The sequence below is a fragment of the Rhodococcus sp. BUPNP1 genome, assembly GCF_002215235.1.
GTDB lineage: Bacteria > Actinomycetota > Actinomycetes > Mycobacteriales > Mycobacteriaceae > Rhodococcus.
On the sequence record NZ_NERM01000034.1, the window covers coordinates 25,662 to 39,416 of the forward strand.

At 66.7% G+C, this 13,755-nt stretch carries 15 protein-coding genes; 10 read left to right on the top strand and 5 right to left on the bottom strand.

Annotated features, from left to right (window positions below):
* Positions 1 to 13: 13 nt before the first annotated feature.
* Positions 14 to 1,918, bottom strand: coding sequence for a glycosyltransferase (locus tag B9C99_RS22975; RefSeq protein ID WP_039583435.1), 1,905 nt, complete (start codon positions 1,916 to 1,918; stop codon positions 14 to 16).
* Between the two features lie 143 nt (positions 1,919 to 2,061).
* Complete coding sequence (gene rfbB, locus B9C99_RS22980; RefSeq protein WP_088899459.1) at positions 2,062 to 3,069, bottom strand: dTDP-glucose 4,6-dehydratase; 1,008 nt, start codon at positions 3,067 to 3,069, stop codon at positions 2,062 to 2,064.
* A 33-nt stretch (positions 3,070 to 3,102) separates the two neighbouring features.
* On the opposite strand from rfbB, the gene rfbA reads away from it, so the two are divergent.
* From rfbA to B9C99_RS22995, 3 genes are all read left to right on the top strand, one after another.
* Positions 3,103 to 3,978 carry a glucose-1-phosphate thymidylyltransferase RfbA gene (gene rfbA, locus B9C99_RS22985; RefSeq protein WP_088899460.1) on the top strand — a complete coding sequence of 292 codons (876 nt, stop codon included), beginning with the start codon at positions 3,103 to 3,105 and terminating at the stop codon, positions 3,976 to 3,978.
* A 1-nt stretch (position 3,979) separates the two neighbouring features.
* Positions 3,980 to 4,561 (top strand): dTDP-4-dehydrorhamnose 3,5-epimerase, encoded by a 582-nt coding sequence (rfbC, locus tag B9C99_RS22990; protein ID WP_088899461.1) that lies wholly within the window; start codon positions 3,980 to 3,982, stop codon positions 4,559 to 4,561.
* A gap of 93 nt (positions 4,562 to 4,654) precedes the next feature.
* On the top strand, positions 4,655 to 5,536 hold the full coding sequence (locus tag B9C99_RS22995) for a type IV toxin-antitoxin system AbiEi family antitoxin domain-containing protein (RefSeq protein ID WP_088899462.1): 882 nt from the start codon (positions 4,655 to 4,657) through the stop codon (positions 5,534 to 5,536).
* Positions 5,537 to 5,567: 31 nt separating this feature from the next.
* Here the strand turns inward: B9C99_RS22995 and B9C99_RS23000 are convergent, their stop codons facing one another.
* Positions 5,568 to 6,101: a GtrA family protein gene (locus tag B9C99_RS23000; protein ID WP_016692646.1), complete on the bottom strand. Its 534-nt coding sequence runs from the start codon at positions 6,099 to 6,101 to the stop codon at positions 5,568 to 5,570.
* 19 nt (positions 6,102 to 6,120) lie between these two features.
* Between B9C99_RS23000 and B9C99_RS23005 the strand changes: the two genes are divergently transcribed.
* On the top strand, positions 6,121 to 7,545 hold the full coding sequence (locus tag B9C99_RS23005; RefSeq protein ID WP_088899463.1) for an FAD-binding oxidoreductase: 1,425 nt from the start codon (positions 6,121 to 6,123) through the stop codon (positions 7,543 to 7,545).
* Complete coding sequence (locus B9C99_RS23010) at positions 7,545 to 8,306, top strand: decaprenylphospho-beta-D-erythro-pentofuranosid-2-ulose 2-reductase (RefSeq protein WP_016692644.1); 762 nt, start codon at positions 7,545 to 7,547, stop codon at positions 8,304 to 8,306. The genes B9C99_RS23005 and B9C99_RS23010 overlap by 1 nt, the downstream gene beginning before the upstream one ends.
* Positions 8,307 to 8,366: 60 nt before the next feature.
* Here B9C99_RS23010 and B9C99_RS23015 read toward each other — a convergent pair whose 3' ends face one another.
* Positions 8,367 to 8,687 carry a hypothetical protein gene (locus B9C99_RS23015; protein ID WP_060652252.1) on the bottom strand — a complete coding sequence of 107 codons (321 nt, stop codon included), beginning with the start codon at positions 8,685 to 8,687 and terminating at the stop codon, positions 8,367 to 8,369.
* A 156-nt stretch (positions 8,688 to 8,843) separates the two neighbouring features.
* On the opposite strand from B9C99_RS23015, the gene B9C99_RS23020 reads away from it, so the two are divergent.
* Positions 8,844 to 10,772, top strand: coding sequence for a galactan 5-O-arabinofuranosyltransferase (locus tag B9C99_RS23020; RefSeq protein ID WP_026061218.1), 1,929 nt, complete (start codon positions 8,844 to 8,846; stop codon positions 10,770 to 10,772).
* On the opposite strand, the gene B9C99_RS23025 is transcribed toward B9C99_RS23020, so the two are convergent.
* On the bottom strand, positions 10,747 to 11,187 hold the full coding sequence (locus B9C99_RS23025; protein WP_016692641.1) for a DoxX family protein: 441 nt from the start codon (positions 11,185 to 11,187) through the stop codon (positions 10,747 to 10,749). The genes B9C99_RS23020 and B9C99_RS23025 overlap by 26 nt on opposite strands.
* 128 nt (positions 11,188 to 11,315) lie before the next feature.
* On the opposite strand from B9C99_RS23025, the gene B9C99_RS23030 reads away from it, so the two are divergent.
* From B9C99_RS23030 to B9C99_RS23045, 4 genes are all read left to right on the top strand, one after another.
* Positions 11,316 to 11,618: an SAV_915 family protein gene (locus B9C99_RS23030; protein WP_088899464.1), complete on the top strand. Its 303-nt coding sequence runs from the start codon at positions 11,316 to 11,318 to the stop codon at positions 11,616 to 11,618.
* A complete protein-coding gene (locus B9C99_RS23035) occupies positions 11,615 to 11,890 on the top strand; it encodes a hypothetical protein (RefSeq protein ID WP_016692639.1) in 276 nt (91 codons plus the stop codon). The genes B9C99_RS23030 and B9C99_RS23035 overlap by 4 nt, the downstream gene beginning before the upstream one ends.
* Positions 11,887 to 13,047 carry a hypothetical protein gene (locus B9C99_RS23040; RefSeq protein WP_088899465.1) on the top strand — a complete coding sequence of 387 codons (1,161 nt, stop codon included), beginning with the start codon at positions 11,887 to 11,889 and terminating at the stop codon, positions 13,045 to 13,047. Before B9C99_RS23035 ends, B9C99_RS23040 begins: the two co-directional genes overlap by 4 nt.
* A gap of 215 nt (positions 13,048 to 13,262) precedes the next feature.
* Positions 13,263 to 13,715 (top strand): hypothetical protein, encoded by a 453-nt coding sequence (locus B9C99_RS23045; protein ID WP_253250173.1) that lies wholly within the window; start codon positions 13,263 to 13,265, stop codon positions 13,713 to 13,715.
* Positions 13,716 to 13,755: the final 40 nt, after the last annotated feature.

Consider the following 13,755-nt stretch of genomic DNA (forward strand, 5'->3'; position numbering starts at 1 on the left):
ATGCCCGCACGGTCTACCCGTCGATGCCGTACAGGCGCGCCCAGTTCTCGCGGCTCGTGAGCTTGGGCAGCGCTTCCTGCCAGACCGTCTTCATCCGGGGCGCTTCCTTGCGGAGCTGCCAGCACACCTTCGCGGCGTGCTTCGCGAGCTCGACGGCGGTGTCCTTGTCGCGGTGACGCACCCGAACTGCGTTCTGCGAGGCGTCGGTGACGACGGCCTTGTCGAACAGCGACACGTGCCACCACGACGCGAAGTGCGCGGGCACGGTGACCGTCCGGCGGTCGACCTTACCCGCGAACTGCTGCACGGCACGCTTGAGCAGCACCAGGCCCTCGCGCTTCTTGTCGGGCTCGAACTGCCACACCGACATCTGCGTGTGCGGGTCGGATTCGGCGCCCACCTGCGCGGCCGGCAGCGGCTTCGTCTCGGGATAGCGGTCGCGCAGTTCGCGCAGTTCCTTCAGCACCGACTGGCCGCCGTCGTAGAGGAAGTCCGGTCCGGCGAGGAAGTCCTCCGCGGCCTTGATGAAGGTCGCGGCGAGACCGTACTGCATCGAGACGATGAGCTCACTGATCTTGCGGAACAGGTACTTCGACATGTCGTTCCCGTCGAAGCGCCCGTAGATGGACGAGACGATCAGACCGTTGCGGATGCTGAAATAGCGCGCCCAGTCGTCGTAGTCCTTGAGGTAGAAGTCGGCGTGCCACACACCCGCATTGGGCAGGGTGACCGTCGGGTGACCCGCGTACCGGGCGCGGATGCCGTATTCGATGTCGTCCCACTGGAAGAACAGCGGGATGGGCAGGCCGCAGTCGGCGATGATCTCGGCGGGCAGCAGGCAGGTCCACCAACCGTTCCAGCCGGCGTCGAAACGCATGTCCTGCTTCTTCTTCACGAGATCGATGCCCATGCGTGCACCCGGAGTCAGTGCGCCGGCGGTAATCTCGTCGAGCACCTCACGCTCGGCCGAGACGTGCAGGACCTGCGGGTTGCTCAGCGACAACATCTGGGCGCCGACGATCGTCGGCTGCACCGTCATGTTCGCGAAAGCGTTGAGACGCAACACCGATTCGGGCTCGCACAGGATGTCGTCGTCCATGACGATGACGTTGGCGTGCTCGGCCTTGGCGGAACCGGTGATCTCGTACATGCCACGCGAGAAACCACCCGCACCACCGAGATTCGGCTGGGTCAGGTAGATGAGCTTGTCGCCGAGCTTGTCGGCGACCTCGGCGAACGCCGAGCGCGAACGCACCTGGTCGGTGCCCTGGTCGACGATGCACACCGCTTCGATGTCGGCCATCGCCCCGTCGTCCGAGGCGAGGGTGCCAACGGTGACGGTGCAGTCGTCGGCGCGGTTGAACGTGCAGATGACGACGGCGGCGGGTCGCAGGCGCTCGGGTGCGGCGACCGTCCAGCGTGCGTCGGAGACGAGCACCGATCCGTTGCTGGCGTCGACGGCGAACCACATCGCACCGCCGTCGACGAACCGTTCGATCGGCAACTCGAGGTCGAGCTCGCCCGAACCCGACACCGTCTCGACCGTCACGATCCGCTCGCGTCCGCGGGCGTCGGAGGCCCACACGGTGAACTTCGCGGTACCGGAGCAGCCGTAGGTGAGCTGCAGGTTGACGGTCTTCACGTCGGTCCAGCGCTGCCAGAACGTCGCGGGGAAACGCCCGAAGTAGGTGTTGGTGTGGGCGGTCGCGCCGTCGGCGAGCTGCAGCCCGTAACGGTCGGACGCCGCGTCGCCCTTCGTGTGGACGTACATCTTCTCCGGCACGCGCGGCGACAGGGATGCGAAGACGCCGCGCTGGACGATCAGCCGGTCGCGACGCACCGGCTCGGTGAGAACCTCGTCCAGCGTGTCCGCGTCATGTCCGATCGTGCTTGTGTCGCCGGCAGCTGCCTGCTCCATCGGGCTACTCCCCGCTCGTGGTCGATCCGCTGTTTTCGATGCGACAGTAGCAGCGGAAACAGGAGCTCCACGGTTGTGTGCGTCGTGCACCAGTGTTTCGACCCATTCGCGAATTGTGCCGGGATCACCCCGAACGGCGCAGGTTATCCGCCCAGAACGCGCTCGGTGCGGCTGTAGCCGGCCTCGGTGACGTGCTTCTGTGGCGTCCACCACTGCTCGTTGGCGCGGTACCAGTCGATGGTCGCGGCCAGGCCCTCACGGAAGTCGCGGTAGCGGGGCTGCCAGCCCAGTTCGGTGCGCAGGCGGGTCGCGTCGATGGCGTAGCGCAGGTCGTGGCCGGGGCGGTCGGTGACGAAATCGAACTCGCTGCGGTCCTTGCCGCACAGTTCGAGGACGGTTTCGACGACGGTGCGGTTGTCGGTCTCGCCGTCCGCTCCGATCAGGTAGGTCTCGCCGAGTTGCCCGTGTTCGATGATCGTCCATACCGCGCTGTTGTGGTCGTCGACGTGGATCCAGTCGCGCACGTTGGTGCCGGTGCCGTAGAGCTTGGGGCGCACACCGGTGAGCACGTTGGTGATCTGGCGGGGGATGAACTTCTCCACGTGCTGATAGGGGCCGTAGTTGTTCGAGCAGTTGGAGATGGTCGCGCGGACGCCGAACGAGCGCACCCAGGCGCGTACCAGCAGATCCGAGCCGGCCTTGGTCGAGGAGTAGGGGCTCGACGGGTTGTAGGCGGTGGATTCGGTGAAGCGGGCGGGGTCGTCGAGGGCGAGGTCGCCGTAGACCTCGTCGGTGGAGATGTGGTGATAGCGCACGTCGTACCTGCGGACGGCCTCGAGCAGGGTGAAGGTGCCCACCAGGTTGGTCTGCACGAACGGCGCGGGGTTGGCCAGCGAGTTGTCGTTGTGGGATTCGGCGGCGAAGTGCACCACCAGATCGGTGTCGGCGACGAGCCGGTCGACGAGGCCGGTGTCGGCGATGTCGCCTTCGACGAAGGTGATCTTGTCGGCGAGGGGGTCGAGGGAGGCGCGGTTGCCGGCGTAGGTGAGCTTGTCGAGCACGGTGACCTGCGTGTCGGGTCGTTCCGCGACGGTCTGATGGACGAAGTTCGCGCCGATGAAACCGGCACCACCGGTGACGAGCAGCCTCATTGGGGCAAGCCTACTCATGCGAGACTGTCCGACATGCGCGGAATCATCCTCGCGGGTGGGACGGGCTCGCGTCTGCATCCGATCACCCAGGGCGTGAGCAAGCAGCTCGTGCCCGTCTACGACAAGCCGATGATCTACTACCCGCTCTCGACGCTCATGCTCGCCGGGATCCGCGACATCCTCATGATCACCACTCCGCACGACGCCGAGCAGTTCCGCTGGTTGCTCGGCGACGGCTCGCAGTTCGGCGTGAACATCACCTACGCGATCCAACCCTCACCCGACGGTCTGGCGCAGGCCTTCGTGCTCGGCGCCGACCACATCGGAACCGACCCGGTCGCATTGATCCTCGGCGACAACATCTTCTACGGCCCGGGCCTCGGCACCCAGCTCAAGCGCTTCGCGCACATCGACGGCGGTGCGGTGTTCGCGTACCGAGTGTCCGACCCGTCGGCCTACGGGGTGATCGAGTTCGACTCCACCGGTCGCGCCCTGTCGCTCGAGGAGAAGCCCGACGACCCGAAGTCGAACTTCGCGGTGCCGGGGCTGTACTTCTACGACAACGACGTCGTCGAGATCGCCCGCTCGCTGACGCCGTCGGCGCGTGGCGAACTGGAGATCACCGACGTCAACCGCACTTATCTGGAAGCGGGGAGACTGCAGGTCGAGGTGTTGCCGCGCGGCACCGCGTGGCTCGACACCGGCACCTTCGACTCACTGCTCGACGCGTCGAACTATGTGCGCACCATCGAACAACGCCAGGGCCTGAAGATCGGCGCGCCCGAAGAGGTCGCGTGGCGTCTCGGGTTCATCGACGACGAGCAGTTGCGCGCCGTGGCCGAGCCGCTGGTGAAGTCGGGCTACGGCAGTTACCTGCTGGATCTGCTCGAACGAGGAAAGGACCGCTAGGTTGCAGTACCGGGAACTGACGATCGCCGGGGCGTGGGAGGTCACGCCGAAACAGTTCGGCGACGACCGGGGCGTGTTCCTCGAATGGTTCAAGCAGGAGAGTTTCACCGACGCCGCCGGCCGTCCCCTGGAGTTGGCGCAGGCGAACTGCTCGGTCTCCGCCGCCGGGGTGCTGCGCGGCATCCACTACGCCGATGTCCCTCCCGGACAGGCGAAGTACGTCACGTGCGTGTCGGGGTCGGTGCTCGACGTCGTCGTCGATCTGCGGGTGGGGTCGCCGACCTTCGGGCAGTGGGATTCGGTGCTGCTCGACACGAAGGACCGACGCGCGATCTTCCTGTCCGAGGGCCTCGGCCACGGTTTCCTTGCACTCGAGGACAACTCGACCGTCGTCTACCTGTGCTCGACGGGCTACAACCCCGACCGGGAGCACGAGGTGCACCCCCTCGATCCGGAGATCGGGATCGACTGGCCCACAACAGGACCTGACGGCACCCCGCTGACCTACGAACTGTCGGCGAAGGACCAGGCGGCACCCACCCTGGCCGACGCCCGCGAAGCGGGTCGTCTTCCGAGCTTCTGACGACTTGTGTGGATTCGACCCCGGTTTCCGGGGCTGGATCCACACAAATCGATCGGGCGGAACCGGAACGGCGGTCACTGCGTCGAACCGGATATGAACCTGCGAAACGCGAACCGCATCATGGCCGCTCAGGACGGCGTCATCACCCGAGCACAAGCACTGGACTGCGGGATGAGCGCTTCCGCTGTCGACCGACGGGTCGAGAACGGCGACTGGTTCGCGCTCGCACGCGGCGTCTACCTTCGTGCCGACCGGGAACGCACGCCGGCCGTGGCGCTACGGGCAGCCGTCTACGCGGCAGGTCCGGAAGCGGCAGCCTGGGGTCCGAGCGCGGCGTGGTGGCACGGACTGCTCGACCGCGCTCCTTCACTCCGCTACGTGACCGTGCCGCAGAAGCGCACCCTCGCTCGACGCCACGGGGTGCGGGTACGCCGACGCGACCTCCAGCGACGCGACGTCGTCGTGGTGCGCGGTCTCCCCGTCACCGCGCTGCCACTCACGGTGCTCGAAGCCGCCGTCGAACTACCGACGGGCTCGGCGCTCATGGACCGCGCGCTGCAGCGTCACACCTCGCTGCCCGCACTCGAGCAGGCACATCGAAGGAATCTCGGGCGTCACGGCGCACCCCGCGCCGCTCATCTGCTGTGTTCGGCTCGCGAAGGCGGCCACTCGCAGGCCGAACGCATCTTCCACCGGTTGCTCCGCAGCGCGGGGTTCACCGGATGGCGGGCACACGCGATGAGCTGCGGCTTCGAGATCGACGTGGTGTTCGATGCCGAGCGGGTCGCGATCGAGATCGACGGGTGGGCCTGGCACCGCGACGCCGAGCGACACCGCCGCGACACCGAGAGGCAGAACGTCCTGATCAACGCCGGCTGGCACGTGCTGCGCTTCACCTGGCACGCGATCACCCAGGAACCCGACGAGGTGGTGCGGCAGATCCGTCAGGCCCTGAATCGGACTTCGGTGGGTTGAACCCCGCTGAGCGGGGTCGGATCCACCCGAATCAACGGAGGCGGAAGATCACGACCCGCTGGACGACGAAGTTGATCACCGTCGCGGTGCCCTGGGCGACGACGAAGGCGAAGGGCGTGACCCACCACTCGTCGCCGAGCGCTTCGTTGAGTACGCGGTTGATGCCGACCTGTGCGGCGAACGTCACTGCGTACAGGACCACCACGGCCGCGAAACGGACCCGGCTCGGCGGGGCCTTGAAGGTCCAGCGGCGGTTGATCAGGTAGGCGGTGGTGGTGCCGGCCACGAACGACAGGGCCTTCGCGACGTCGCGGGTGACGCCCAGTGCCATGAGCAGGACGTACAGGCCGTAGTCGACGATCGCCGAGAACCCGCCGGTCAGGACGAACCGTGTGAGCTGCGTCTTCAGGTCCAGCGCCTCGTCGGCCGTCGAATCGGTCAACGGCAGTTCGGGAGCCAGCGGGGCGTGGTGCTCCGGCAGCGGCTGCACATGGTCGTGGGATTCCGGCACGCAGACGAGGGTAACGCCCGTGAGGAACAGCATCTTGCCGGGTGACCAGGACACACGGGTAGCCTTTACCCCGATGTCCACGACAGCTACGGAGCAGGCGAGCGAGCCGCTCCCCACCCAGACCCGCACCCTGACCGGCTGGGGGCGCACCGCGCCGACCACCGCAGAGGTGCTGTCCACCCCCGACGTCGAAGTGATCGCCGAGGCGGTCGCGCGGGTCGCGGAAGACAACGAGTCGAAGCCGTCGCACCTGCGTCGCGGTGTCATCGCACGCGGGCTCGGGCGCTCCTACGGCGACCCGGCGCAGAACGCCGGCGGGCTCGTCGTCGACATGACGACGCTGAACAAGATCCACAGCATCGACCGCGACTCGCGGCGTGTGGTGGTGGACGGCGGCGTCGACCTCGACCAGCTCATGCGCGCCGCCCTGCCGTTCGGCCTGTGGGTTCCGGTTCTGCCGGGCACCCGCCAGGTGACGATCGGTGGTGCGATCGGCTCCGACATCCACGGCAAGAACCATCACAGCGCGGGCAGCTTCGGCAACCACGTGAAGTCGATCGACCTGCTCACGGCCGACGGCCAGGTCCGCACGTGTACGCCCACCGGACGCAATTCCAAGCTGTTCTGGGCGACCGTCGGCGGCATGGGTCTGACGGGCATCATCCTCCGCGCGACCATCGAGATGACCCCCACCGAGACGGCGTACTTCATCGCCGACGGTGTGGTCACCTCCACGCTCGACGAGACGATCGCCGTGCACAGCGACGGCTCGGAGGAGAACTACGACTACTCGAGCGCCTGGTTCGATGCGGTGGCTCCGCTGCCGAAGCTCGGCCGCGCCGCGATCTCCCGCGGTTCGCTCGCGAAGCTCGATCAGCTTCCGAAGAAGCTGCAGAAGGACCCGCTGAAGTTCGACGCGCCGACGCTGCTGACCTTCCCGGACGTCTTCCCGAACGGTCTGGCGAACAAGTACACCTTCTCGGCGGTGGGCGAGGTCTGGTACCGCAAGTCGGGCAACTACACCGGCAAGGTCCAGAACCTGACGCAGTTCTATCACCCGCTCGACATGTTCGGTGAGTGGAACCGCGCCTACGGATCGAAGGGTTTCCTGCAGTACCAGTTCGTGGTGCCGCCGGAGTCCGTCGACGAGTTCAAGCGCATCATCGTCGACATCCAGAAGTCGGGGCACTACTCGTTCCTCAACGTCTTCAAGCTGTTCGGTGAGGGCAACAAGGCGCCGCTGAGCTTCCCCATGAAGGGGTGGAACATCTGCGTCGACTTCCCGATCAAGGCGGGTCTGAACGAGTTCGTGCGCGAACTCGACAAGCGTGTCCTCGAGTTCGGTGGTCGCCTCTACACCGCGAAGGACTCGCGGACCGACGCGGAGACCTTCCACGCCATGTACCCGCGGATCGACGAGTGGCTGAAGGTGCGCCGCTCCGTCGACCCTACGAACGTCTTCGCCTCCGATATGTCCAGAAGGTTGGAACTCCACTGATGATCAACGCCGTCGGCAATCCCCAGACCCTGCTGCTGCTCGGTGGCACCTCCGAGATCGGCCTGGCCATCGTCGAGGAGTACCTGCGCAAGGCGCCGGCCCGCGTGATCCTCGCGGCCCTGCCCGGCGACCCGCGTCGTGAGGACGCCGTCGCCCAGGCGAAGGCCGCGGGTGCGACGCAGGTCGACCTGATCGACTTCGACGCGCTCGACACCGCGAGCCACCCGGCCGTCATCGACCAGGCGTGGAAGGACGGCGACGTCGACATCGCGATCGTCGCCTTCGGCCTGGATGCCGACGCCGAGGAGCTGTGGCAGAACCAGAGCAAGGCCGTGCGGGTCGCGGAGGTCAACTACACGGCCGCCGTCTCCGTGGGTGTGCTGGTGGGCGACAGGATGAAGGCGCAGGGCTTCGGTCGCATCATCGCGATGTCGTCGGTCGCCGGTGAGCGCGTCAAGCGCGCCAACTTCGTCTACGGCTCCACCAAGGCCGGCCTCGACGGCTTCTACCTCGGACTCGGCGAGGCGCTGCGTCCGTTCGGTCCGCGCGTGACCGTCGTGCGCCCCGGCCAGGTGCGCACGCAGTTCAGCGCGCACGTCGACGAGGCCCCGCTCACCGTGAACAAGGAGGACGTCGCGAAGCTCGCGGTCGCGGCCTCCGATCGCGGCAAGGAGATCGTCTGGGCGCCGGGCACCTTCCGGTTCGTGATGATCGTGCTGCGTCACCTGCCGCGCGCGATCTTCCGCAAGCTGCCGATCTGACAGACGTGCACCCTCTGCCCCGCCGGACCCGTTCCGGCGGGGCAGTCGTCTTTTCGGGGTCTACCGGACGTAGCCGGTTCCGCTGTGGATCATCCCGGGCGGCCCGTAGCACCAGTGGTTGATCGACCCTTCGTTCACGAAGACGCCGTTCACGGTGCCGTCCTGTCCCGCCTCGTTCGTCGCGTAGCCGACACCCGGCGCCCCGACGACGATGCACTGGTAGGGATCGACGCCGTGGTGGTCGTACAACCGGCCGTCGATGGGACCGCCGGGCGCACCCGGTTCGATCACCGGATACGCCGAGGCCTGCGCCGCCCCGAATACGAGGAGGGGTGCCGTCGCGAGCGTTGCAAGGGCCGCACGAACCGCTTTACCTGTCATGATCTGAGCCTTCCGTTCGGATTCCCCGGGCCGTACCGATGGCCCGGTTTCCCGACGCAACTTCCAGGATGAAGGTCCCGACCCGTGAACGGCGGCGTTTTTGCGGCGCGGATCGGGCCGCCACTCGTCTCGCGGACGCATCTCTATGCTCGTGGGGTGCTCGCCGACACTCCTGTAGCAGTAGCCCCGTTACGCCGTGCCGTCTCGACGCTCGTGCAGTTCGTCTGCGCAGCGCTCGTCGCAGCACTCGTCGCGGCGGTGGGGCTGTTCGCCTTCGACCGGGTGCAGTGGCCGGCGTTCAATTCGTCGAACGTGACGCAGGCCGTCACCACCGTCATGCAGTTCGCGGCGCTCGCCGTGCTCGGCCTGTCGATCTATCTGCTGCGTCGCCGTAGATGGGTGACGGGGGCGCGGGTGTTGTCGTGGGCGGCGCTGTCCGGCCTGGTCACCGCGACCCTCGGGATGCCGCTGGCCGCGACCCGCCTCTATCTGCACGGCATCTCCGTCGATCAGGAGTTCCGCACCCAGTTCCTCACGCGGCTGACGGACAGCGCGGCGTTGCGCGACATGAACTACGCCGATCTGCCGTCGTTCTATCCGGCCGGATGGTTCTGGATCGGTGGACGTGTCGCGAACGTGCTGGGTATGGACGGCTGGGAAGCGTTCAAGCCGTATGCGATCGGTTCGCTGGCGGTCGCGGCGGTCGTCGCCCTGGTGTTGTGGTCCGAACTGGTCCGCTCCGACCTCGCGGTGCTCGCTGCCACCGCGACGACGCTCGTCGTGCTGGCCTACGGTTCGCCGGAACCCTACGGAGCGGTGATCGCCGTGCTGGTCGCGCCGGCGTTGGTGCTGGCCTGGGGCGGTTTCCTGCCCGCTACGCGCGGTGGCCGGGTGCGGCAGGGCTGGGGTGCAGTCGTAGGGACGGGCCTGTTCCTCGGTCTCGCCGCGACCTTCTACACCCTCTATCTCGGTATCGCGGCGTTCGCGGTGACGGTGATGGCCGTCGTCGCGGCGTACCTCGCGCGTCGTGCCGCCGGGTCGTGGCAGGCGGTCCTTCCGGTGCTCGTGCGTCTCGTGGTGATCGCGGTGATCGCGATGCTCGTCGCGTTGATCGTGTGGGCGCCGTTCGTGTTCGACGTGCTGGGCGGCAATCCCCCGTCCGAGTCCGGTACCGCGACGCACTATCTCCCCGATGCCGGTGCGCGACTGCCGTTGCCGATGTTCCACATGTCCCTGATCGGACTGCTGTCGTTGCTGGGGACGGTGTGGCTCGTGGGACGCGCGTCGTCGTCGCATCGGGCGCAGGCGCTCGGACTCGGCGTGATCGCGGTCTACCTGTGGTACCTCGCGTCGATGGCGTTGACCGCCGTGGGCAACACCCTGCTCGCGTTCCGCCTCGAGGTGATCCTGCTCGTACTGCTCGCTGCCGCAGGCGCATTCGCCTTCGTCGACTTCTCGCGATGGATCAGCCTGGCGACCAGCGAGAATCCGCGCGTGCGCAGGGTTCTCGTGGCGGTGGGCGCTCTCGGTGCGCTGGCGTTCACCCAGAACATCCCACAGGTGCTCGGGGGTGAGATCACCGTCGCCTACACCGACACCGACGGGGCCGGTGAACGCGCCGACCAGCGACCCGCCGGTGCCGCGTCCTACTACGCCGAGGTGGACGACGTCCTGCTGTCCCAGCTGGGCGGCGAGCGTGACGACCACGTGGTCCTCACGGCCGACACGTCCTTCCTCGCCTACTACCCGTACTTCGGTTTCCAGGCCCTGACCTCGCACTACGCCAACCCGCTGGCGGAGTTCTCCGCGCGTGCCGCAGCGATCGAGGAGTGGTCGGAGTTCTCCTCCCCCGACGAACTGCTCGCCGCGTGGGAGGAGCTGCCGTGGCGAGCCCCCGACGCCATCGTCTTCCGACAGGGCGCCGAGGGCTACACGCTGCGTCTGGCCGAGGACGTCTACCCGAACGATCCCAATGTGCGGCGGTACACGGTGACCTTCCCCAAGGAACTGTTCGACGATCCCCGATTCGCCGTGACCGAGGTGGGACCGTTCGTCGTCGTCACCGCGACGGGCGAATCGGCATGATCCGACGAACTCCGATGTCGCGCAACCACAATCCACCCCAGACGAAGATGCCGGTGTAGATCGGGAAGAGGGTCGTGCTGACGATCGGCTGTTCGGTGAGCAGATTCGTCGCGACGGCACCACCGAGGTAACCGGTGAGCAGAACGGCACCGAGGATCGCGGTGGGCGGCAGGACGTAGGCGATCAGGCAGATCAGCAGGACCACGCCGAACACGCGGTTGAGGCTCGGATCGAATCCGAGATCGGCCATGGCTTCCTGCACCTGCGAGACGTTGGCGATGTGGATGATCGAGTCCCACAGCAGGAACAGGACGACGAGGCCGCTGACGATCAGGCCTGCGATGCGGGCGGTGCGTGAGGGTGTCGCGGCGGTGTCGTCGCGGGTGCCGGTGGTGGACGGGGTGAAGGTGTTCATGACGACCTCCTGGTAGGTGGGCAGCGGTGCTGTCGCAGATACCGACCGGGCAGGAGCCGGAAACTCATCGCGGCTGCGGTAGGGTCTCGGCGAGTCGTACGGGGGGTACGACGGAATCGGGGGATTCGATGAGCGACGTTCTGTATGTGCCGATCCGACGCCGCGACAGTTCCGGGCAGGTCGGGCTGGAGATGCGCACCCTGTCCGACGGCCGGTTGGCGTTGCCCGGCTACACCTCACTGGAGGAACTGGTCCGCTGCTGCGGACCGCGGCAGCCGTGGATGGGCGTCGACAACACAGGACTGCAGGAGATCCATCGGACCACCGGATACGACGTGGTCCTGCTCGACGGCCGACAACCACCGCCACCCCCGGTCGAGGACGACGACCGTCCGTTCGAGGATCCACTCGGCAGGAGAGCGACCCGGTGACCATCGACATAGGCGACCTCAACGCGGTCGCGAAGCTCCTGGCCACCGGAGCGATGGGAATCGACGAGCTCGGATTCGATCCCGCACCGATACCCGACGCGGGGGCCGCCACCCCGCTGCTCGTCGAAGCTCTCGAGTCGATTGCTTCCGCAATGGACGCGGCGGTCCGGTCGCTGGCCGGTGCAGCCGACGCCACCCAGGACAGTCTGCGCGCCTACCAGGACGCCGAGTCGCACACTGCTCAGGAGATCGCGAAGGCCGGTGAGGGATGAGTCTCGACACCCGGGTATTCGGCGACCCCACCTCCTGCTACGCATGTGCGGATTCGCTCGCTGACCTCGCCACGGGAGTCAACGACCGACTGAAGTCGGCACGCGACGGCCGCGCCGAATCCGAATACGAGTTCAGAAGCCCTGCGGGAGATGCGTTCCGGACGACGCTCGACCGCGTCATCACCGGGACGACCGAGGCTGCAGACCAGATCGATGTGATCGCCGCTGCCCTGCGCGCATTCGCCGACGGGCTCGCCACCGCCCGGTCACGCATGTCGCAGGCCGAGGCGACAGCGGCCGAAGCCGGTATTCCTGTGGAGTTCGGCCTCGGCATCGGTGATCCGATCGATGTCGACTCCAACTCGTACGACATTGCCCCCCAGGTACTTCGGGCGAAACAGATCGCGGCCTACGAAACGGCTGCGGGGCTCGTCGCGGACGGTCGCGCGGTCGAAACCGGAGCGCACAGCGCGCTCGCAGAAGCCTTGCGCGGGCCGACGACGATCCTGAAGGACGCAGAAGCCCAGTGGGAATGGCTCTTGGCGCATACCGTGGGCGGATACATAGCGACGACAGTCTCCGAGCTGTCGAAATGGGGCAACGAAGCCGCTACGCGAGGTGCGACCCTCGCCCGGCTGCGTGAGCTTGCTGCCGAAGCGGCGCGACTTGGCGATCCGTACCCTGAAGCAACAGCCGCCAGGGCTGTTCGAGCCTTCCAGGGCGGAGCGGACGATGCAGCGCGGTTCGCTGCGGAGAACTCTCGCTTGCTTGCGGGGCTCGGTGACAACAAATTCATCGAATCCTTCGGTCGCACCGCCGGCGACTATTTACCAAAAGGTTCGGCATTGGCACAGTTCGGCTCGAAGGTGCCCGTCGTGGGAGGCGTTCTCACCGGACTTCAGACTGCCTACGATGTAGCAAATGCCGAAACCACCGGAGACGCAGTCAAAGCGGTTGCGAAGGATGTCGGTGGTTTCGTCGCCGGAACCGTAGCGACCGAGTTGATACTCGCGAGTGCAGCAGGCGGTCCTGTCACCCTTCTCGCTGTTGGCGCCGGGGTCGGTGTCGCGTTCGGTGTGGGCGAAGTGATCGAACACTGGGACGATATCTCCGGCGCTGCCGGTTCCGCGGCGCGCTGGGTGGGAAATCTCTTCTGAGGACATAAATGAATACAACCGACCTGCCCGCGATTCCCGATCCAAACACCGGAGAGCCGCGACCACCCCGTGCGCCACGCATCTACCAGAGAATCGAGCACACGCCGACCGACAGATCCCCACGGAAGCCTCCGGAAGCGCCGGAACATCTCGGACCCGTTCTCGAATGGCTCCAGCCCACCGCCCGTGACCAGTACACGAGCGCGCTCTTCATCGTGGGCATCTCGGTCGCGTACCTCACCCTTGTCGACGGAGGCCTTCGCTGGACCCACATGTGGGTCATGTGGGTCATCATGGCTGTGGGTGCGTGGGTGATGTTCGGCGCCACCAGAAACCATTGGACCGCAGTCGGATCCACCTGGGTGCAGTGGCGCGACGATTGGGTTGACACCTATCACCTCACCCGCATACGATTTTCAGCCGACGGGCCGAACCGCGTTCTCCGTTTGAAAGATGCACACGGCAACAAGATCCACTCGTTCAAGATCAGCGAGATCCAACGCAACCCCGACCTGTGGGACCTGGTCTACAACGGCATCCTCCACTCCGTCGCCTCCGGCAACTGCGACATCGACGCCAAAACCCGCCACATCCTGAAGATCCCCTACGAACTCGGGCCGCGCCCCACCAGAAGCGAACGCACCAGAGGACGACGCCGCAGAGGGTGAGCGCTGTCGATCACCGGGTGAGGGCCGCCGCACCGGCCAG